The organism is Aeromonas sp. 601039 (assembly GCF_049174415.1).
GTDB classification, from domain to species: domain Bacteria; phylum Pseudomonadota; class Gammaproteobacteria; order Enterobacterales; family Aeromonadaceae; genus Aeromonas; species Aeromonas veronii_A.
This window is the reverse complement of record NZ_JAAKTL010000020.1, coordinates 1-20895: the sequence shown is the minus strand read 5'-3', so window position 1 is coordinate 20895 and position 20895 is coordinate 1. Positions and strand designations below refer to the sequence as shown.

Annotated in this window: 14 protein-coding genes, 3 tRNA genes and 1 pseudogene; 12 read left to right on the top strand and 6 right to left on the bottom strand. The window is 55.7% G+C overall.

Features of this window, described 5'->3' with window-relative positions:
* Positions 1-93: 93 nt before the first annotated feature.
* A complete protein-coding gene (locus G5195_RS15690) occupies positions 94-297 on the bottom strand; it encodes a hypothetical protein (protein WP_421236286.1) in 204 nt (67 codons plus the stop codon).
* On the opposite strand from G5195_RS15690, the gene G5195_RS15685 reads away from it, so the two are divergent.
* From G5195_RS15685 to G5195_RS15645, 9 genes are all read left to right on the top strand, one after another.
* On the top strand, positions 280-1668 hold the full coding sequence (locus G5195_RS15685) for a glycoside-pentoside-hexuronide (GPH):cation symporter (protein ID WP_421236285.1): 1389 nt from the start codon (positions 280-282) through the stop codon (positions 1666-1668). The two genes, G5195_RS15690 and G5195_RS15685, sit on opposite strands and share 18 nt — an antisense overlap.
* Positions 1669-1730: 62 nt before the next feature.
* Entirely contained in the window at positions 1731-3188 is a 1458-nt protein-coding gene (locus tag G5195_RS15680; protein ID WP_421236284.1) for a glycoside-pentoside-hexuronide (GPH):cation symporter, read from the top strand.
* 64 nt (positions 3189-3252) lie between these two features.
* The gene (gene araD / locus G5195_RS15675; protein ID WP_216978944.1) at positions 3253-5007 is read left to right on the top strand and encodes an L-arabinonate dehydratase; all 1755 of its coding nucleotides are present in this window, start codon (positions 3253-3255) and stop codon (positions 5005-5007) included.
* 11 nt (positions 5008-5018) lie between these two features.
* Positions 5019-5807 carry an HpcH/HpaI aldolase family protein gene (locus G5195_RS15670; RefSeq protein WP_216978945.1) on the top strand — a complete coding sequence of 263 codons (789 nt, stop codon included), beginning with the start codon at positions 5019-5021 and terminating at the stop codon, positions 5805-5807.
* Complete coding sequence (locus G5195_RS15665) at positions 5807-6700, top strand: aldose 1-epimerase (RefSeq protein ID WP_216978946.1); 894 nt, start codon at positions 5807-5809, stop codon at positions 6698-6700. Before G5195_RS15670 ends, G5195_RS15665 begins: the two co-directional genes overlap by 1 nt.
* The gene (locus G5195_RS15660) at positions 6693-7580 is read left to right on the top strand and encodes an SMP-30/gluconolactonase/LRE family protein (protein ID WP_421236283.1); all 888 of its coding nucleotides are present in this window, start codon (positions 6693-6695) and stop codon (positions 7578-7580) included. Before G5195_RS15665 ends, G5195_RS15660 begins: the two co-directional genes overlap by 8 nt.
* Positions 7577-8443 carry an NAD(P)-dependent oxidoreductase gene (locus tag G5195_RS15655; protein ID WP_069556391.1) on the top strand — a complete coding sequence of 289 codons (867 nt, stop codon included), beginning with the start codon at positions 7577-7579 and terminating at the stop codon, positions 8441-8443. The genes G5195_RS15660 and G5195_RS15655 overlap by 4 nt, the downstream gene beginning before the upstream one ends.
* Positions 8444-8538: 95 nt before the next feature.
* Complete coding sequence (gene ompL / locus G5195_RS15650; protein ID WP_216978948.1) at positions 8539-9228, top strand: porin OmpL; 690 nt, start codon at positions 8539-8541, stop codon at positions 9226-9228.
* A gap of 42 nt (positions 9229-9270) precedes the next feature.
* Positions 9271-10038, top strand: coding sequence for an SDR family NAD(P)-dependent oxidoreductase (locus G5195_RS15645; RefSeq protein WP_216953421.1), 768 nt, complete (start codon positions 9271-9273; stop codon positions 10036-10038).
* Positions 10039-10398: 360 nt separating this feature from the next.
* On the opposite strand, the gene G5195_RS15640 is transcribed toward G5195_RS15645, so the two are convergent.
* Both G5195_RS15640 and dauA read right to left on the bottom strand, forming a co-directional pair.
* Positions 10399-10486: transfer RNA gene (locus tag G5195_RS15640), tRNA-Ser, on the bottom strand.
* Positions 10487-10669: 183 nt separating this feature from the next.
* Positions 10670-12406, bottom strand: a complete 1737-nt coding sequence (gene dauA / locus G5195_RS15635) for a C4-dicarboxylic acid transporter DauA (protein ID WP_069528347.1) — start codon at positions 12404-12406, stop codon at positions 10670-10672.
* 487 nt (positions 12407-12893) lie between these two features.
* Between dauA and G5195_RS15630 the strand changes: the two genes are divergently transcribed.
* Together G5195_RS15630 and G5195_RS15625 are read left to right on the top strand one after the other, a co-directional pair.
* Positions 12894-12969, top strand: a tRNA-Asn gene (locus G5195_RS15630).
* A gap of 2 nt (positions 12970-12971) precedes the next feature.
* Positions 12972-13047, top strand: a tRNA-Asn gene (locus G5195_RS15625).
* Between the two features lie 44 nt (positions 13048-13091).
* On the opposite strand, the gene G5195_RS15620 is transcribed toward G5195_RS15625, so the two are convergent.
* Both G5195_RS15620 and G5195_RS15615 read right to left on the bottom strand, forming a co-directional pair.
* Complete coding sequence (locus tag G5195_RS15620; RefSeq protein ID WP_421236282.1) at positions 13092-14165, bottom strand: HNH endonuclease; 1074 nt, start codon at positions 14163-14165, stop codon at positions 13092-13094.
* Complete coding sequence (locus G5195_RS15615) at positions 14149-14775, bottom strand: class I SAM-dependent methyltransferase (RefSeq protein WP_416034159.1); 627 nt, start codon at positions 14773-14775, stop codon at positions 14149-14151. Before G5195_RS15615 ends, G5195_RS15620 begins: the two co-directional genes overlap by 17 nt.
* A 261-nt stretch (positions 14776-15036) precedes the next feature.
* Here G5195_RS15615 and G5195_RS15610 point away from each other — a divergent pair, with 261 nt between their 5' ends.
* Positions 15037-20235, top strand: coding sequence for a RecQ family ATP-dependent DNA helicase (locus G5195_RS15610; protein ID WP_421221573.1), 5199 nt, complete (start codon positions 15037-15039; stop codon positions 20233-20235).
* 149 nt (positions 20236-20384) lie between these two features.
* On the opposite strand, the pseudogene G5195_RS15605 reads toward G5195_RS15610, so the two are convergent.
* Positions 20385-20895 (bottom strand): annotated as a pseudogene (locus tag G5195_RS15605) (IS3 family transposase); the annotation flags it as partial.

Below are 20895 nucleotides of genomic sequence, written 5' to 3'. Positions count from 1 at the left end.
CCTGTTTAGTCGGGCCATCCCCGCTTGCTCGCAAACACAATAATAGCGCTACGATTTCATTTCAATCACGTAAAACCCAAACAGCGATCTCGATCACCAATCAACATCCGCCACATGAAAACGCTTGGCCCATTTGTAAACACCATTTTTAAGAGAATCCTTAACCACCAGCGCAATCTCTCGATCTGGATCCCACTTTTCAACAATCACCCTTGCGCCAACAATCGCATCGCTACGATTATTGGCAGGCCGGATGGGTTCCACACTATGGAGAATAAAATGGTTGTTCAGGCGCATATCGAAAGCAGACTGCCTTTTAGGGAAAAACTTGCCTATGGCGTCGGCGATTTTGGTTACAACTTTGTATTGAATATCACCACCCTCTATCTGCTTAAATTTCTGACCGATGTAGCAGGTATCAATGCGGCGTGGGCAGGCGTCATCTTTTTGGTGGCGAAAGTGTTCACCGGCTTCACCGACCTGGGCACCGGCATTTTCCTCGACACCCGCAAGAGCTTCGGACCTCGCGGCAAGTTTCGTCCGATGCTGCTCTGGACCATAGTGCCGCTGTTTATCTGCAACATGTTGCTGTTTTGCAATTTTGAGCTCGACAGCGAGACCAAGACCACCCTGTTCATTGTCTGCTTCATGGCCTTTGGCCTGTTTTTTAGCCTGGGCAATGCCAGCTATGGCGCCATGGTGCCCTCTATGACCAAAAACGTTCAGGATCGCGCAGAGCTGGCAGCCTGGCGTCAGGGCGGAGCCAACACTGGCTTGTTGCTGGCCACCGTCGGTTTCATGCCCATCGCCATGTTGTTTGAATCCCAGGAGACCGGCTACATGGTGGCAGCCCTGGCCTACACCTCGGTCGGCTTGGCGGCGGTGCTCTTTTGCTACCTCAACGTCAAAGAACACCACACCATCATAGGTAATGACCCTGACCAGATAGTCGAGAAGCCCACCATCAAGGAGGGGCTCAAGGCGGTACTCAAGAACAACCAGTTGCTGGTGCTGGCAGTAGCCAACCTGCTGACCCTCTCCGCATTCAACGTCAAACTCACCGTGCAGGTCTTCTACGCCCAGTACATTCTGGGTGATGTCTCCATGGTCTCTTACATGAGCTTTGTCAGCATGGGGTGCATCTACCTCGGGGTGTTGTCTGTGCCTGCGCTGGTACGCCGCTTTGGCAAAAAACCTGTCTATCTGGCCGGATTGTGCCTGTGGATCTCCGGCGACATTGCCAACTACCTGTTCGGTGGCACCGTCATGAGTTACGTGCTGTTCACCTCGCTGGCGTTCTTTGGCACCTCTTTCGTCAACAGCCTTAACTGGGCGTTTGTCTCAGATACCGTTGAGTACGGTGAGTGGAAAACCGGTACCCGTACCGAAGGCTTGGTCTACTGCGGCATGACCTTCTTTAGAAAGTGTTCGCAAGCTATCGCAGGGTTCGTCCCCGGGTTTGCTCTGGCACTGGTTGGCTACATGCCCAATGTGGAGCAAACCGATGCCGCCAAAGCCGGGATCACCGGACTGATTTTCATCTACCCGGCAAGCCTGGCCATCGTAACGGCACTGGTGATGGCCCTCTTCTACACCCTCAACGAGCAGCGCTATCAAGAGATCATCGCCAGCCTTGGTGCCCGCCGTGTGGCGACCACCCAAAGCTGACTCTCATGCAACTGGCAGCGGCGTGCTGGCCACGCTGTTGCTCTCTTCAAGGATGTGATCCCATGACATATCGCAATGTGGCAAGTGACCGTCTGGCATGGCAGGAAAAGATGGCCTACGGAGTGGGGGATCTCGGCTATAACTTCCTGCTCAACTGCACAACGCTCTATTTGCTGATCTTCCTGACCGATGTGGCAGCCATTCCGGCAGCATGGGCCGGAGCAATCTTTCTGGTTTCGAAGTTCTTTACCGCCTGCACCGATCTGGTGACCGGCAGCGTGCTGGATAATCGTTCCGAGCTCGGCCCCAGAGGTAAATTTCGCCCCTTCCTGCTCTGGACCATAGTGCCACTGGCTCTTATCAACACCGCCCTGTTTACCAGCGTTGAGCTCCCGGTCATCGCTAAAACAGTGCTGTTTACCCTGCTGTTCATGATGTTTGGTGCCTTTTACAGTTTTGGCAATGCCTCCTATGGCGCCATGGTCCCGGCCCTCACCAAGCGACTCCAGGACCGAGCCGAGCTCGCCGCCTGGCGCCAGGGGGGAGCCAATACCGGATTACTGCTCTGCTCGGTGGGGTTCATGCCGCTGGTATTGCTGTTTGACAAACCACAGGTCGGCTATAGCGTTGCGGTACTGATTTATTCGGTCATGGGGGCTGCAGCAGTACTCTTTTGCTACAGCAGAGTTCGTGAACGCCATGTGCTGCCATCGGTTGTCAACGAATCGGGGTTTTCGGCAGTACAAACCAACGCACGGGCCGTGCTGGCAAACCGTCCGCTGGGCATCCTGGCGCTGGCCAATCTGCTGACGCTGGCAGCGTTCAACACCAAGCTGATTGTTCAGGTTTTTTACGCCCAATATGTGATTGGCGACGTATCGATGATCGCCTACATGAGCTTCATCAGCATAGGGTGTATCTACCTGGGTGTATTGCTGGTCCCCTTTGCCGTGCACCGTTTTGGCAAACTGCCTGTCTATCTGGCCGGCATTGGCGTGTGGATATGCGGTGACCTGCTCAACTACCTCTACAGCGAGAGTGCTCTCGATTACATCCTCTTCACCTCCCTGGCCCTGTGGGGATCCGCTTTCGTCAACAGTCTCAACTGGGCGTTCATCTCTGACACCGTCGAGTATGGGGAATGGAAAACCGGCATCCGCACAGAAGGGCTGGTCTACTGCAGTCTGACCTTCTGCCGCAAATGTTCGGCCGCGCTTGCGGGCCTCATCCCCGGGCTGGTGCTGGCATGGTCAGACTATGTTCCCAACGCGACGCAAAGCACCGAGACCCAAAGCAGCATCGCCAATCTGATGTTTCTCTACCCGATCTGTGCCCTGATTTGCGCTGCTGCCTTGATGTTGCTGTTCTACCCGCTCACTGATGCTCGCTATCAACAGATCGTCCGGGAGCTGGCACAACGCCATGCCCTTGCTTCTCCCCGGAAACCCCATCACCGAATGAGTGAACAATCTACTCCATCGCCTGCCCCCCCCCCTCTTCGTGCGGGTCAGAATGGCTGAATTTAACATGCTGTTTTTATTGAATTAATCCTTAACAAAATCAGACAAAGAGAGCGCTATTCCTATGTCATTCAACAGTGAAAACCTGGCCAAGCTCGATATCTCGGCGCTGCGTAGCCAACGCTGGTATGCCCCCGACACCATCCGAGCCTTCGCCCATCGTCAACGCAGTCAGCAAAGTGGCTTGAACCGCGACGAATTCATGGGCAAGCCAGTGATCGGGATCATCAATACCTGGAGTGAAATGAGCCCCTGCCATAGCCACCTGCGTGAGCGCGCCGAGGCCGTCAAGCGAGCCGTCTGGGCCGCGGGAGGCTACCCCGTTGAATTGCCCGCGCTGTCGGTCGGGGAAGTATTGGTCAAGCCGACCACCATGCTCTATCGCAACTTTCTTGCGATGGAGGCAGAAGAGCTGCTGCGCCAGCATCCGATCGATGGGGCTGTGCTGCTCGGCGGTTGCGACAAATCCACGCCAGCCCTGCTGATGGGTGCCATTTCGATGGACTTGCCGGTGATCTTCTGCCCCGCCGGCCCCATGTCGAGCGGCAAATGGCGCGGCCATGTCACCGGTGCCGGTACCCATACCAAGAAGTTCTGGGACCAATTGCGCTTGGGGGCCATTACCCAGCATGACTGGATCGAGCTGGAGGGGGCGATGACTCGCTCCATCGGCACCTGCAATACCATGGGTACAGCATCCACCATGACCTCCATCGCCGATGCCATGGGCTTTATGTTGCCGGGGGCCAGCTCCATCCCCGCCGCTGACTCGCGACACGTCCAGATGGCAGCCCAATGCGGCCAAATCATCGTCGACATGGTGTGGCATGATCACAAACCTTCCCGCTGGCTGACCCGAGCCAACTTCCTCAATGGCGTAGTGGCCTACATGGCGCTCGGCGGCTCCACCAATGCCGCGATCCACATGATTGCGATGGCCAACCGGGCGGGCATCAACCTCACTCTGGAAGACATGGAGTCGGTGGCACGGGAAGTCCCTGTGCTGGCCAATCTGTTTCCCTCTGGTGATCAGTTGATGGAGGAGTTCTTCTTCGCCGGCGGTCTGATGGCCCAGCTGAAAAAGGTGGAGTCATTCCTCCACCTCGATGCGATCGGGGTCACCAATCGTCCCGTTGCACAGTGGATTGCCAACGCGACCTGTTATGACGACAACGTGATCCGCTCGCTAGATAACCCTGTGGTACCGCTCTCCCGTGGATGTGCATTGACAGTATTGCGCGGCAATCTGTGTCCCAACGGGGCTGTGATGAAATCATCTGCCGCCAAACCCGAACTGCGCCACCACAAGGGCCCTGCCATCGTCTTCGACAGCCATCAAGAGCTCTCGGATCGCATCGATGACCCCGCCCTGGAGGTAACCAAGGAATCAGTGATTATCCTGCGCAATGCCGGCCCGGTCGGCGCGCCGGGCATGCCGGAGTGGGGCAACCTGCCGATCCCGAAAAAGCTGCTGCAACAAGGCGTCACCGACATGGTGCGGATTAGTGATGCCCGCATGTCCGGTACTCACTATGGCACCTGTATCCTGCACGTTGCCCCTGAAGCGGCCATTGGTGGCCCACTGGCACTGGTACGTACCGGTGACCTCATCGAGCTCGATATCGCCAATGGCCGCCTCAACATGCTGGTCAGTGATGAAGAGCTGGCCGAGCGCCGCCGCACGCTCAAACCGGTACACAAAGTTTATGAACGCTCTTATGCCGCACTCTATCAACAACATGTGACCCAGGCCGATCAGGGCTGTGACTTCGATTTCCTCCAGGCTGGCAGCAAAGTGCCCGAGCCCCCGATTTTCTAAAGGAGCAAACAATGAATCCGTTCAAACTTGCGATTACTCAAGGTCCACGCCCACTGGGCACCTGGATGATGACTGGCAGCGATACGGTGGCGGAAGCCATGGCGACTGTCGGTTTCGATTTCTTGGTGCTGGACCAGGAACATGTGCCGGTCGATAGCCTGGATGCGATCCGTATCGATCGCGCCATTCGTGCCAGCAACCCGGCCACCACCCCACTCTACCGCCTGGCCTGGAACGACACTGTGTTGATCAAACGGGCGCTTGATGGCGGTGCAACGTCGCTGATGGTGCCGTTTGTCAACAGTGCAGCAGAAGCCCGCAAAGCGGTAGAGGCGGCCTACTACCCTCCCCTAGGCAAACGCGGCTTTGCCGCGGTGCATCGTGCGTCCGGTTACGGTGCCGAACCCGAATTCGTGCGTAAAGCCCGGGAAGAGCTCTGCCTTATCCTGCAAATTGAGACCCCTGACGCCATTGATGCCATGGAAGAGATGGCCATTGAAGGAGTGACCGGCTTCTTTATCGGCCCCGGCGATATGAGCGCAGCCATGGGCCATATTGGCAATCCCTCTCACCCCGAGGTGCAAGCCAAGATCCGTGAAGGGCTGGAGAAGTGCCAGCGCTTGGGATTGCCTTGCGGGATCGTCGGTGGCAACCCCGAGCTGGTGAACAAATATCAAGAGATGGGTTTTAGCTTTGTGGCGCTCGGCTCCGACATGAGTTACCTGCTGGCTCGCGCCCGTGAACAGCTCGCCGCGATCCGGGGGGAACGTCTGAGCATATCCGGTGGCGAGGTTTACTGATGAAGAGGCTTCACCGCCAAAGCGGCCCGCTTGATCTGGAGCTCATCCCCGAGCTTGGTGGCGCTATCGGCAAACTGACCTGGCATGGCAGGGAGATCTTGCGCTCCCTGCCCGATGGTCAGAACGTCACAGTCAACCAGGGGGGCTGTTTTCCCCTGGTACCTTACTCCAACCGTATTGCTCATGGACGGTTTCACTTCGCCGGATATGATTACGCCCTGCTGCGTAACTTTGGCGATCATCCCCACTCAATTCATGGCAACGGCTGGCAGCAGCCATGGCAAGAAGGGGATGCAGATGATGACTCTGTCGTGCTGACCCTGCACCATGACGCACAGGGAGCATCCGCGGCGCAATGGCCCTGGCCTTATCGGGCAACTCAGCGCTTCACCCTGCAAGAGAATGCGCTGCATATCATACTCACTTACCACAATCTGGCCGATCACGCTGTCCCGGCTGGGCTGGGCTTTCACCCCTATTTTCCCCGTGCGGCGCACGCCGAGATCCAGTTCGACGCAGGCGGTGTGGTACTCAACGACCACAAGTCCCTGCCCACTGGTCTCGCGCCACTACCGACCCAATGGAACTATCGCACTTGGCGCAAACCTGAACCCGCCAGTGTCGATAACTGCTTCCATCACTGGAGTGGCTGTGCACGGGTGCGCTGGCCAGATGAGAAGCTGATGGTGACCCTGAGCTCACCCGATGCGCCTCACGCCATCCTGTTTCTGCCGCCCGCCGATCGTGACTTCATCGCCATCGAGCCGGTTTCTCATATCAATGATGCCATCAACAACGGTGGCTTTGGTGACCCTGCGCTGGCCATGGCCACTGTGCCAGCCAATGGGCAGTTGCAGATCTCCATGCTGCTTGAGGTTTCTCACTATGCCTAATCCTGCTCTGCTACTTGCCGACTACCGCGGCCATCTGCCCGAGTGCCCGACCTGGAGCACTGATGAACAGGCGCTCTACTGGACCGATATTCTCGAGCGTTGCCTGCACCGCTATCACCCCGAAAGCGGCGCCATGACGACAATCCCCTTCCCCGAAGAAGTGGGCTGTTTTGCCCTGCGCGAACAGGGTGGCTTTATCGCAGCGATGCGCACCGGGATCTATCTGTGTGATCAACACGGGCAAATTGAGCGTAAAGTCGCCGATAACCCCAATAACCCAGCGCTGGCCCGTTTTAATGATGGCGGTACCGATCAGGCGGGTCGTTTCTATGCGGGCACTTACTGGAGCCCACGAGATTACAACGGCGCCCTGCTATGCCGGGTTGATGCCGAGCTGCAGATGTCGGTGATCCAGTGCGACATTCTGGGAGCCAATGGCTTGGCATTCAGCCCAGACATGCGCTGGATGTACACCACTGATACCCCCAACCGCCGCCTTTATCGCACTCCGTTGGCCCGCGACGGTTCACTCGGTCAACGGCAACTGCTGCGCGAGTTTGCAGCCCGCGCCGACGAAGGGCGCCCGGATGGGGCTGCAATCGATGTCGAAGGATGCTACTGGAGCGCCCTGTTTGATGGCCATCGTATCGCCCGCTTCTCTGCAGAGGGGGTATTGCTGGCCGAATATCCCTTGCCGGTACGTTGCCCCACCATGGTCTGTTTTGGTGGTGAAGACATGAAGACCCTCTTCATCACCACCACTCGCGAAAATATGGACGCCGCCGAACTGGCAGCACGTCCGCTCTCAGGTGCGCTGTTCAGCATGCGTGTTGACATCGCCGGTCTTGCTAAACCCACATTTAAGGAAAACAACGGATGAAAACTATCGGCTTTATCGGTCTTGGTCTGATGGGCGAAGCGATGTCAAAGAACATCGTCAAAAAATTTGATGGCAATGTGTTGGTATTCGATATCAATCAGGAGGCTGTCGCCCGGGTGGTCGATGCAGGCGCCATCGCCTCCCCTTCCATTGCCAGGTTGGCAGCCGATGCGGATGTGATCATCTCCATGGTACCGCGCTCCGAACACGTCAAAGCGGTCTATACCGAACTGCTGCCACACCTTGGCCCCGGCAAGATCACCATCGACATGTCCACCATTGACCCGGCAGTGTCAATCGCCTTATCCCGCCAGGTAGCAGAAACCGGTGCCGTGATGCTCGATGCGCCCGTGGTCAAATCGGTCCCTGCCGCCGTGGCTGCCGAGCTCGGGATCTACATAGGTGGCGACCTGTCCGCCTACAAAAAGGTCAAGCCATTGCTAGCCATGATGGGCAGCAACCAGATCCACCTGGGGGGCAACGGCCGTGGTTTGATCATGAAGGTGCTGCACAACACCTTGGTCGCCCAAATTCAGAACAGTGTCAACGAAATGCTGGCCACCGCCGATCATTTCGGCATCGATAAAGAGAGCTTCAACACCGCCGTCTCTTACGGTGGCGGCAGCAACTTCTATCTGACCAGCAAGATAGGTGCCCTGATCGCCGAGAACTACAACACTGTCTTCTCGCTGGAGAACATGGCCAAAGATATCGGCATTATGAAGAACCTCATGGGAGAAGAAGCGCTGACCCTGCCCGGAGTCGAATTGGTGAATAACATTTACCAGCAAGGCCTGAATAACGGTTTGGGCCGTGAGGATTTCTGTGCCACTTATAAGTTGGTAAAGCAAAACATTCAATAGCTGGCTGATAAAAACCATCGCATGAGGTAATTAATTTACCTCATGCCAATCGCTGTACGATTTAATATCAACTTACCATTGGCGAGTCAATCACTATGCGTATCCACCCCAAAATATGCTTAATCCCTCTTATATGCTGCAACGCAGCTTTCGCGGGCGGTTATTTTGAAAGCCGTGAGGCATTTAACTTTGCTACCGACCAAAATGAGTTATTGTTGCGACTCGGCTATAACTGGGAATCTGGTGCGGGTATTATGGCCAGCAATGCGTATAATACCGATAAACTAGACAAGCTAAAGCACAGTTATAACGAAATTGAAGGGTGGTATCCGCTATTAAATTTAACCACCAAACTCTCGGTCAATGCCGGTGGTTTGGTTAACTCCTCTAGCTCTGGCTCTGGTGGCTCTGCGTATCTGGATGGAAAGTACAACTTTACCGATAACTTTTCCGTTATTGCACGATACCGTTACAATCATCAAAATTATCTAACTACGGATCTTGATGGTTATGGCGATAATAACGATACCAATGAATACGCACTGTATATTGTCAATAAAATAACACCAGCTTTGACCCATACTTTTGAATCGCACTATTTTTCTCGCGTCAATAATTTCAACAGTGCTAATGGGAAAGATCATCACTGGGAGCTAACCAGTCAAACCCGCTATCGAATCAATCCACAATGGATGCCTTATCTGGAATTACAGTGGTACGATAGAAATATTGCCTATGATGCAGAGGCATACCGGATCCGTATTGGTGTTAAATACTTTTTCTAATGTTGCCAGATGAATTCAATCTATGACTCACGGAGAGCAGTTATGAACTATTCCCAGCAAGTACAATATCACTCTATTGCCGGCAAGGTCGCCGTTATCACAGGTGGCGCCAGTGGCATTGGCGAAGAGTTGGTGCGCGCCTTTGTCAGCCAAGGTGCCAAAGTCGCCTTCCTCGATTTTGATAAATCTGCAGGCGAAGCACTCGCGCATGAGCTCGACTGCCTGTTTCTGTTTTGCGATGTCACCGACCTGACTCTGCTCAAAGCGTGTTTTACGACCATTGAACAACAGCTGGGCAGTGTCGATATCCTGATCAACAACGCGGGCAGCGATGATCACCATAAAATTGAGGATCTGACCGAGGAGTATTTCGAAAACCGCATCAATATCAATCTGCGTCACCAGTTGTTTGCGATCCAAGCCGTGTTGCCAGGCATGGAGCAAAAAGGGAGCGGCAGCATCATCAATATGGGATCCATCAACTGGATGCGGGGCCGCCCCGGGAGAGTCTGCTACTCCCTGTCAAAAGCCGCTATCCATGGTTTTACCCGTACCCTGGCGCAGGAGTTGGGCGCAAGAGGCATTCGGGTTAACAGCCTGGTCCCAGGCGCAATCCGTACCCCCAAACAGGATGCGATGTGGGCGCAACTCGACCCTGCCGCGGTGAACCAGTTTGTCGAACTGCAAGCACTCAAATTCCGTCTCGATGGCTCACATTGTGCTCGCATGGCCCTCTTCCTGGGTTCTGACGAATCCAATGGCTGTACCGGCCAAGATTTCATTGTTGATGCGGGGCTTACTCTGAACTAAGGCTCTGTCCCAAGGCTGTCTGCTTGAAATGATGAGGTTTGAGCAATATCTGGCTGGCATGGCATTCAACCATGCCGGGCAATCCAGAAGAGGCAAATGCTGCAGATATTGCTTGTTTTTATAGATACGCGCTTGGCTAGATGGGACAGGTCTCGATGCAAATGGGGAAAACGCCATTAATCCGAGCAAGAGTGGTCTCCATGACCCTCTCTTACATCTGAGGGTACCGGAAGAAGATCCCACCATCTTCAGAATGATGCGATCAACTGATATGCAAACCACCAACAGTTGAGATAGTCGGGGCGCATAATAAATCATGCATAAAGAAAAACCCCTGCTCTAAAGCAGGGGTTTACTGTTTGGCGGTGAGGGAGGGATTCGAACCCTCGATACGTTGCCGTATACACACTTTCCAGGCGTGCTCCTTCAGCCACTCGGACACCTCACCAAATTTTTGCTCACTGTTTTATGTGCTTGAGCTGCACATTCGCTGGCGGACCATGCCGCGGCGACGGGGCGTAATGTAAGGGATACGATGGCTTTTGGTCAATGCAATTTTTTACTTTTTGCGTTCGTTTGCTCAATATCCGAACCAAGTGACCAAAAATATGCCGTTTCGTATCCCTTTCAATCAATTTACTGCCGCTTCGTGCAAATGTTCACCTTTGAGCGCCTCTTCCAGCGAACCGTAGAATTCCAGCTTGCCGGGCTGCGGCCGCACCTTGGCACGGGCCAGGGTCTTGAGCGGTTGGAACTGCAACTCGGCCACCCGCAACTCGACCCCGGCTTTGGCCATCTGCTTGCCAAAGTGGAGGAAGGCAGACAGGCCGCCCGCATCGAGGATGGAAACCGCCTCCATCTGCAACACCAGCACCTGGTGCCCTTTCACTTGCGCTTCCAGCTCGGCAAAGACCCGTTCGGCCGCGGCAAAGAAGAGCGGGCCGTTGATCTTGTAGAGCAGGCCGTTGTCCGGCACCTCGTGGGCATAGCGCTTGTGCTCGGCCAAATCGTGCAGTTTGGTCATCTTGGCGATTTCACGCATAAAGAGCAGGGAGGCCAGGATCACCCCGAAGGTGATGGCGATGACCATGTCGAAAATGACGGTGAGTGACAGGCAGACCAGCAGCACCAGCACATCGGATTTGGGCGCGCGACGGATCAGCTCCACCACCTTGTGCGCTTCACTCATGTTCCAGGCCACGATGAGCAGCAAGGCAGCCATGGCCGAGAGCGGCAACCAGGAGAGCCAGGGGGCCAGCACCAGAATGGCGGCCAGCACCACCAGCGCATGGACGATCCCCGAGATGGGGGACGTAGCACCGGCACGCACGTTGGCGGCAGAGCGAGCGATAGCGGCGGTAGCGGTAATGCCGCCAAAGAAGGGGGCGAAGATGTTGCCAAGCCCCTGCCCCACCAGCTCGGCGTTGGAGCTGTGTTTGCGACCGGTCATGCCATCGAGCACCACGGCGCAGAGCAGCGACTCGATCGCCCCCAGCATTGCCATGGAGAAGGCGGCAGGCAGCAGCCGCTCAACAGCCGCCAGGTTCCATTCAACTGGCAAACCATCCGGTCCGGGCAAGGCCCAGGGCATCACCAGGGTCGGCGCGATGGGCGGGATCCCCATCCCTTGAGTGCCATCGGCCAGGGTATAGCTGAACTTGCTGCCGATGGTGGCCACATCCACCCCAAAGTAATGGAGGCCAAAACCCAGACCTACCCCGACCAGCACTGCGGGCAGGTGGCCAGGCACCGGCAGACGCAGGCGCGGCCAGAGCAGCAGCACGGCCAGCGTTGCGACCCCCACCAGGGTATCGCCCCACTGCCAGCTTGGCAGGGCGGCGGCCAGCGCTTCGACCTTGCCCAGATAGGTTTCCGGCATCTCGGGCACGCTTAGGCCAAAGAAGTCCTTGATCTGCAAGGTGGCGATCACGATGGCGATACCACCGGTAAAGCCCAGCGTCACTGACGGGGGAATGTACTCGATAAGGCGGCCAAGACGGGCCATCCCCATCGCCACCAGAAAGAGGCCGGAGATGAGCGTCGCCATCAACAGACCACCGACCCCGAACTGCTGGGCGACAGGATAGAGGATCACCACAAAGGCAGCGGTCGGGCCGGAGATGGAGTAGCGGGAGCCACCGGTCACGGCGATCACGATTCCGGCAATGATGGCGGTATAGAGACCGTGTTGCGGCGGCACACCGCTGGCAATGGCCAGTGCCATGGCGAGCGGGATGGCGATGATGCCCACCGTCACACCGGCGATAAGATCACGGCCGAAGCGGGCCATGCTATAGGGTTCATCAATACAGGACTGGCGTAAGGCTATGGCGAGCTTCACGCTATTTAAAGAGGCTTGCTTGTGCATGTATATCGTAATACCAGAAGAGGGAGATAAAGGCCGGAGAGATCCGGCGCCCGATCATCATCAAGGGCCGGCAGGGCTGTCGACGCGGCGATGGTATCCTGCGTAACCTTACTCCAGACGGGTCATTTTTTCGATGGGCAGGATCAATGAAAAGCACTCTGCCCCATGATTTGGCCCATTTACCGCCAAATCGCCGATCTTGACTCCAGCTCTCCCCCTTTTAGCCACAAAGATTACCATTTGAGCCTCACCTGGTTACCAGCACGTTCGCGACATCATGCTGTCATCATCAGGTTGATGCGAACCGAACCAATGCCCCCTGCGCCGGTTGGGGGGAGCGATGGCAAGGGACTGATTGTGCTGAAAATAAACCGCAAAGCGCAACTTTTGGGCAAACAGTCCGAAAATCCGGTTTTCGAGAAATTCGCGGGTTGACACCCGCCGCCCTGGTCATTAATATTCGCCCCGTCTTAACGAGACAGGCAATTCCTCCTTAGTTCAGTCGGTAGAACGGCGGACTGTTAATCCGTATGTCACTGGTTCAAGTCCAGTAGGAGGAGCCAATTCCCTCGTAGTTCAGTCGGTAGAACGGCGGACTGTTAATCCGTATGTCACAGGTTCAAGTCCTGTCGAGGGAGCCAAATTCTAAAGCCCAGCCTTTTGGCTGGGCTTTTTCGTATCTGCCTCAGAAGAGTCTAGAGAAGCCTAGATTACTCATCCCCACACTGGGGGCTGTCACGTCCACAAACAGGTCAATGCCACGCCACAACCGAGCATGCTCACGGAGTGCTTGCTGATAGGCACAAGTGGCGATTGCGGTAGAACGCTCGGCGTCGATGCTCACCAGAGGGGACAGCTCGTCCGTGAGGTACGCCCCATGGGTCAGGATATTCTGCTCGTACCAGGCATCCCTGTGCTCGGGAGCGGCGAGAAAATCCCGTTTGCTCCGGTTACAGTTGGCGTGTGCCAGTACGAAGTTGTGGCCCAAATCGATTGGATAACGACGCCAGGGGATGAAATGGTCTACCTCACCACTCCCGTGTATCGCCTTGTTACAGTAAAAACAGGTTCCCCCCTGCAAGTCCCTCAAAACCTCCCCCACCCGTACCAGCGCCTGACGGCTTGAACCAAATAGAAAATTCTCCAGCCCTACACTTGGGCCAATCAGTGGCTGATTCCCCTTGATGTCGCAGATAAGCTGCAACCAATGCTGTCGGGAGAGGGAGACCACCAGATCGTAAAAGCGGTGGAGACAGTAGAGAATTCCGGGGTTCAGGCAGATATGATCCGCGCCCCTTTGATGAGGATAGAGGTGGCACTCCTCTCGCCCACCCAGGATCTGCAGACGCCACAAGGGCCCCTCAACAAGGATGCGCCGAACTCGGGCAAGAAGAGGCCGCCAGGCGTCGTGCCGACGCAGTGCAGTTACCGAGCGGACCCCCTCTGCACGCAGCCGGGACAACTCCGTTAGCATGATGGCCTGACGACCGCTGCTCTGTTTGAGCAAGGTAGCCGTTTCTCCCGTCGCCGAGTAGGGCAGACTGTGCTGCCAATAAAGCTCCACAAACTTGGTGGCCAGTTCGTCCAGCGTAATAGTGCGCGCCGCGGTCAGATCATGGGTCTCGGTACTGCGCTCAATCGCGATATCTGCAATCCCGTGGAGCAAGGCGCACTTGTAAGTGGCCACAAAATCGCCTTCGGTAAAGATGCGTTGCAGATAGGCAATAAAAGCGAGTTGTTGCTCAGGGGAGGCGTGCATGTTCACCCCCAAGGATCAGACTCTGCCAACTCAAGCCGCTACGCGCCAAGGCATCCTCCTGTGGTTCTGACACATGGAGCAGTGTCATCCCCTCCTCCAATGCAAGCCGCTCCACCTCATCGACAGCTACCGGATACATGGCTCGCTCCCGCATCTCCTGCTCCGAGATAACCAGACGAAGACTCAGTACCAGATAACCATCTGGTGAGAGCAGCTCATGAAGACGTGCCAGCGCCAAGGGACGAGACTCCGGGGGTAGATGCATCCAGACAGCACTGAGCAAAATCAGATCAAAAGTACCGGTCACGCGAGAGAGAGCCGGCATAGCGTCATTGACCCAATCCACTGCAACATCCCGGGTACGGCACTGTCCCAGCGAAGCGAGTGCCTGACTGGGTTCGACAGCGACCACACTGTGGCCCTGATGGAGCCCGGCCAAAAACGCGGCATCCCGACCACTGCCAGCCCCTACATCGAGCAACCGGCGCGGCGCCGCCACGAGCCAAGGCTCCAGCAGAGTGAGCCAGTCGCAATGAACAGTGCGCGAAGATACTTGTTGGTAACGGGCCGCCAATTCGGTGGCGTGGCGCTGGTAGTAGTCGAGGGACACAATGCGTTCCAATCGGAAAATAAAGGGAAATAGTCTCACAAGATCAGTGGGTTGACTATGACAAGGACGACACTTTACAGACATGAACGATTAAGGGGGCAGAGGCATTTACAAAAACGGGATGCCAGCCAAAAGAAGCGCGGCCAGAGGGCTCTGAATGATGCCACCGCTCAACATTTCGGGTAATATTCGTCCAACTCACTGATCTGTTGGCACTTATTATCGCCATGATAGGTCAACGCCAGATGGAGATGGCTATTGATGAACCCAGCTGATGTCGTGGCCCTGTTTGGGGATGACAAGATTCTTTCTTTTGACCTTGAGCTGACCAGGGATGAAAAGCTGCGCCATCTGGGTGCACTCCTGGCTGATCGTGAGCTCAATCTCAAAGGCCCGCAGGATCTCTCCCTCAAGGCGTTAAATGCTCTGGCACAGGGGGCTGAGGTAATCCTTGGCCATAATATTCTCGATTTTGATCTCCCCTGGTTGGCCAAACAGGCTGTACGTCCCCAGTTGCTTCTCGAAAAGCCGGTAATAGATACCCTCTATCTATCTCCCCTTGCCTTTCCCAAAAACCCCTATCACCGCTTGGTCAAGGATTACAAACTGGTTCGGGATACCCTCAATGATCCGGTCGCGGATGCAAGGCTCGCATTGCAGATCTTCTCGGAACAGTTGATAGCCCTGCAAGCCTTACCCCTGTCCCAATTGCAGCTTTATCAATATCTGTTCGACCAGGGAGTCATGGCGCAATTTAACACTCAGGGTCTGTCACTGGTGTTTGCCAGACTGACAGGCCGCCCGCCAGTGCGGGTCTCGGAGCTACCCACTCTCATCAAGAGCATTGCCCATGAGAAAGCGTGCCCCAATCAGCTCAACCGGGTGATTGGTGATGCCCTGCGTCAACCCATGCTGTTGTTACCATTGGCTTATGCCTGCGCCTGGTTGCCCGTGTCCGGCGGGAACTCCGTGTTGCCCCCCTGGATTTGGCGCCGCTTCCCCCAGACCGCAGAAATCATTCACACAATTCGTGAACGTCACTGCGGTCATGCTGACTGCAGCTATTGTCAGGAGAACCACGATGCACGCCGCCATCTGCAGCGAATCTTCGAGCTCGACAACTTTCGCAACCTGCCTGATGGGACACCATTGCAGAAGACCTTGATCGAGGAAGCCATGGCTGGCGTCGCATTGCTCGGCATACTCCCAACCAGCGGCGGTAAGTCGCTCTGCTACCAGCTCCCGGCACTGGTGCGTAACCAGCGAAGCGGTGCTCTCACGGTCGTGATATCCCCCCTGCAGGCACTGATGAAGGATCAGGTGGACAACCTTAAACACAAGGCCGGTATTGAAGGGGTTGCCGCTATCTCGGGGCTGCTGACGCTACCAGAGCGAGGCGCGATTCTTGAACAGATCCGTATGGGGGATATCGCCTTGCTCTATATCTCCCCCGAGCAGTTGCGCAACCGCACAGTCAAACAAGCAATACGACAACGTCAGATCGGTGGCTGGGTATTTGACGAAGCGCACTGCCTGTCGAAATGGGGGCATGATTTTCGCCCTGACTATCTCTACTGTGCCAAGGCCATCGCCACCATTGCCAAGGAACAGCAGGTCCCCATGCCTCCTGTCTTCTGCTATACCGCGACCGCCAAACCGGATGTGATTGAGGATATTTGCGCCCAGTTTCTCGACAAACAGCCCAGACCTCTTCTCAGACTGGAAGGCGGGGTTGAACGTACCAACCTCGAATATGCCGTCGTTGAGTGTCCCGGTCTCAATAAACAGGGCCATATCCTTAACCTGCTCGAGCAGTTCTTCGGTGAGGAAAAGCCCGGTTCCTGCGTTATCTACTGCGCAACCAAGCGCAGCGTGGACGAGCTGGCCGATTTCCTCGGTCAGCAACAATCCCTCCCGATCTCGCGCTTTTACGCCCGAATGGACAGTGCCCAGAAAAAAGCGACTCTCGAACAATTTATCAATGGCGAGATCCGGGTCATCTGCGCGACCAACGCCTTCGGGATGGGGATCGACAAGGATGATGTGCGTTTGGTGATCCATGCCGATATCCCCGGCTCCCTCGAAAACTATCTACAGGAAGCGGGACGAGCGGGACGCGATACAGCACAAGCCCACTGCGTACTGCTGTTTGATGAACAGGATATCGAGAAACAGTTCCAGCTCGAGGCAATGAGTGAAGTCAGCCTGCGCGATATCAAGCAGATTCTGCGCGGAATACGGCTCAGGGCCAGCAAAGGCGGCAAGCAGGAGAACAACCCGCCACTGGTCGCAACCAGTGCAGAGCTCATCAACCAGCCTGAGGTGGAAACCAGCTTTGCTGCCGATGACACCAATGCGGATACCAAGGTCAAGACAGCGATCGCCTGGCTCGAGCGCGCTGGCTATCTGGAGCGCAGCGACAACATCACTCAGGTTTTTCAGGGGCGCCCTCTGTTTGCTTCCACAGAAGAGGCAATGAAAAGGGTAGACAGTCTAAAACTCGCTCCCAAGGCCAAAGCCATCTGGCAAGCGGTTATCCAGGCGCTGATGAGTGCTGCCGATGATGATGGTCTCAGTGCCGATGCCATTGCCGAAGAGGCAGGCCAATACATGGCCGATCACGGAAGTGGAGTTCAGGCCAGTGAAGTGATGCGGGTACTCACCCAGATGGCGGATGTCGGTCTGCTCTCTCAGGGGATGTTACTGACTACCTGGCTTCGCCCCAAAGGAAGAGACAATGCCAAGGTGCTCTGCGGGCAAGTACACAGCATTGAAAAGGCGATGCTGGACACCTTGCGTGAAACAGAACCCGAACCTGATACAGGGCAAGGGCTGATCTTTAACATTCGACTGGTCAATCAGGCCATCAAAGATCTGGGGCATGAGCGGTGTAACCCTGGCTTGCTGCGCAATTTGCTGACCAGCTGGGCCCAGGATGGTCGCTCGGGGGGCGAGAAAGGCTCCATTGATGTCAAATATCTCTCTCGGGATCTTTACCAACTCACCTTCAACCGAACCTGGTCCCAGATTGAGCAGACAATTGAGCAACGCCATCGCGTCACTGGCGCCACCCTCGATTTTCTCTACACCCTGTTGGCAAGCAGCGAAGAGAGTGTCCAGCGCCAAGTGATGCTGTCATTTGCCCTGGAACAACTGGTCAAATACCTGCGAGAAGACATGGATGTGGCTCAGCTAATGAACAAGCGGGAGGCAAGCAGCCAGCAGGAGTGGTTGCTCAAAGGGGCAGAGCGGGCACTGCTCTACCTGCATGAGCAACACGCCATCGTGCTGCAAAATGGTCTTGCCGTGTTCCGAAGCGCTATGACCCTCACGCTGACCGCTGAGCGGCAGCAACAATACAACAAGGCAGACTATCAGCCGCTTGAGCATCACTATCGCCAGAAGGTGATTCAGATCCATGTGATGAATGAATACGCCCGCATCAGCCTGGAGCACTTCAAGAAAGCCAAAAAGCTGGTGACAGACTACTTTTCCATGGAAGCTGACAAGTTCCTCGGTCACTACTTCAAAGGGCGCAACAAAATCCTGGAGCTGGCGACCAGCGAACACTCCTGGAAGCGCATTGTCGAAGATCTTCACAACCGAGCCCAGGAGCAGATCGTTCAGGCACCGCCCGAGCAAAACTTGCTGGTACTGGCAGGCCCGGGTTCAGGCAAGAGCAAGGTGATTATCCACCGCTGCGCCTACCTGATGCGGGTCAAGCAAATCTCCCCATCGCGGATCATGTTGCTCTGTTACAACCATAATGCGGCGATGTCCCTGCGCCGACGCCTGACCGAGTTGCTGGGGCGTGACGGAGCACGGGTCTCGGTATTCACCTTTCACGGTCTCGCAATGAGTCTGACAGGCAATGCGGTGCAAAACCGGACATCCGACGATATCGACTTTACCACCATCATTGATGACGCAATCAAGCTGCTCCGGGGGGAGCAGAACCAGCTCGGTCTCGAATTGGAAGAGCAGCGGGAAAAGCTGCTCGGTGGATTGCAATTTCTGCTCGTCGACGAGTATCAGGACATTGATGAACAACAGTACCAGCTTATCGCGGCACTGGTGGGCAAAAGCGAAGAGGATGAGGAGGCCCGACTGCATCTGATGGCTGTGGGTGATGATGACCAATCGATCTACGCCTTTCGCGACGCGAACGTCAGCTTTATTCGCCGCTTTGAGCACGACTACAATGCCCAGACTCACTTCCTGACCTGGAACTATCGTTCCACCACCCACATCATCGAGACCTCCAACCGCGTGATTGAGCACAATCAGGATCGCATGAAGCGTACACATCCCATCAAGATCGACGACAGGCGCAAGATGGAAGTGGCCGGGGGGCACTGGGAGGGACTGGAGGCAGCACAGGGCCGTGTCATCATCCAGCAGTGCCAGGATGTGGCGCAACAGGCAGCCGAGGTTGTGAGACATATCGCGCTTATCCGTGAGAAGACTCCCACTTGCCCGCTGGAATCTATCGCCGTGCTGGCCCGTAATGGGCTGGAGAAGGAGGAACTGGCCTGGGTTCGCTCGGCGCTGGCAGATGCCGATATTCCCTGTCGTTTTACTCTGGATAAAGAGAACGGTTTTCCTGTGCATCGCTGCCGTGAAATCTTGCGCTATCAGAATTGGCTACAACAGCAAGGTCATGCCCTGCTGACAGCGGAGCAACTTGCAGCCCCTCTCCCTCCACTCTCACTGGCCAACCGTTGGGAGGAGCTACTGCACAATCTGATTGCTCAATGGCAAGCCAGCCAGGGAGAGCACGCTCTTTCTGCCCACCACTTCCTGATGTTCCTCTACGAGTATTTGAGCGAGCAAAAGCGCCAGATCCGCTTCGGTAAAGGGGTATTGTTAAGTACGGTACATGGGGTTAAGGGGGAGGAGTATCGCCATGTGATACTTCTCGACGGCGGCTGGCAACGCGCGGCGGAGCTATCGACCAGTAACCTGGAAGAAGAGCGGCGCCTCTTCTATGTGGGGATGACACGTGCTATCGAAAGGCTGGTTCTCATGGCTCGCCACGATCAACGTAATCCCCATATTCCACTGATCGCCTCCCACTGCTACGTGCAGAGACCTTACGCAACCCGACCGGACAGACAACGTCGTTTTGCCATGATGGGTATGTCGCAACTGGTGTTGGGCTATGCCGGACGCAGTAGCGAGACTCATCGTATCCACCGCCTGCTCAGTCAGATAAAGGTTGGCGATGCCGTGCGTATCGCTCCCGATAAAAACAACAAGCTTCATGTGTATCACCAGAATCACGAAATAGCTCGCCTCTCCCTGCTCGGCGAAGAGACCTGGAAATTCGACATGAATAGCATCCGTGAAGCCCGAGTGATTGCTCTGGTGGAACGACGTAAAGAACAGGAGAAAGAAGAGTATCAACCCAAGATGCGCAGCGAACGTTGGGAGATCCCCATAATCGAGCTGGAGTTATGAACCAAACTGGTAGCCCCCCATGCTACCGGGATAGACCTTCACGACTTGCAGCACCAGCTGTGCCGGTACTGCAATAGGTGATAGTGAAAGCTTGGTGACTTGACGACACGTCGCTGCCAATAGCCTCAATTCAGGTCATAATGTAGTGGTCAACTAAATCCGGACACTTGGTTAGGCCGTTCTTCGGCTTTTGCTGGCGGTATCCCGTCATTGTGGCAATGTGGACGCCGCCAGTTGTAGTAAGTAATCCATCAGGTAATAACTGATATCTCGTTTCGCTTCTCGCAAGCTCATATATCCCATAGCCGGGAGCCACTCTGACTTCAGGCTCCTGAACAGTCGCTCCATCGGGGCGTTATCCCAGCAGTTACCACGACGACTCATACTCTGGGTCATGCGATAGCGCCACACTCGTTGCCGAAATGCCCGGCTGCCATATTGGCTGCCCTGGTCAGAGTGAAATAGCACACCGGATGGGCAACCCCGCTGCTGATAGGCCATCTCCAGTGCTTTGATGGCTAGCTCTGCATCTGGTTTATCTGACATCGCCTAGCCCACGACCCGCCGGGTGTGCAGGTCAAGAACCGCTGCCAGGTAATGCCAACGACCACCTGCCCAGACGTAGGTGATATCGCCACACCACACCTGATTGGGTTGCTG

Excerpts from the sequence above, each read along its gene's own strand:
- G5195_RS15685 (WP_421236285.1), top strand. The coding sequence starts at position 280 with ATGGTTGTTCAGGCGCATATCGAAAGCAGACTGCCTTTTAGGGAAAAA.
- G5195_RS15690 (WP_421236286.1), bottom strand. The coding sequence starts at position 297 with ATGCGCCTGAACAACCATTTTATTCTCCATAGTGTGGAACCCATCCGG.
- G5195_RS15680 (WP_421236284.1), top strand. The coding sequence starts at position 1,731 with ATGACATATCGCAATGTGGCAAGTGACCGTCTGGCATGGCAGGAAAAG.
- araD (WP_216978944.1), top strand. The coding sequence starts at position 3,253 with ATGTCATTCAACAGTGAAAACCTGGCCAAGCTCGATATCTCGGCGCTG.
- G5195_RS15670 (WP_216978945.1), top strand. The coding sequence starts at position 5,019 with ATGAATCCGTTCAAACTTGCGATTACTCAAGGTCCACGCCCACTGGGC.
- G5195_RS15665 (WP_216978946.1), top strand. The coding sequence starts at position 5,807 with ATGAAGAGGCTTCACCGCCAAAGCGGCCCGCTTGATCTGGAGCTCATC.
- G5195_RS15660 (WP_421236283.1), top strand. The coding sequence starts at position 6,693 with ATGCCTAATCCTGCTCTGCTACTTGCCGACTACCGCGGCCATCTGCCC.
- G5195_RS15655 (WP_069556391.1), top strand. The coding sequence starts at position 7,577 with ATGAAAACTATCGGCTTTATCGGTCTTGGTCTGATGGGCGAAGCGATG.
- ompL (WP_216978948.1), top strand. The coding sequence starts at position 8,539 with ATGCGTATCCACCCCAAAATATGCTTAATCCCTCTTATATGCTGCAAC.
- G5195_RS15645 (WP_216953421.1), top strand. The coding sequence starts at position 9,271 with ATGAACTATTCCCAGCAAGTACAATATCACTCTATTGCCGGCAAGGTC.
- dauA (WP_069528347.1), bottom strand. The coding sequence starts at position 12,406 with ATGCACAAGCAAGCCTCTTTAAATAGCGTGAAGCTCGCCATAGCCTTA.
- G5195_RS15620 (WP_421236282.1), bottom strand. The coding sequence starts at position 14,165 with ATGCACGCCTCCCCTGAGCAACAACTCGCTTTTATTGCCTATCTGCAA.
- G5195_RS15610 (WP_421221573.1), top strand. The coding sequence starts at position 15,037 with ATGAACCCAGCTGATGTCGTGGCCCTGTTTGGGGATGACAAGATTCTT.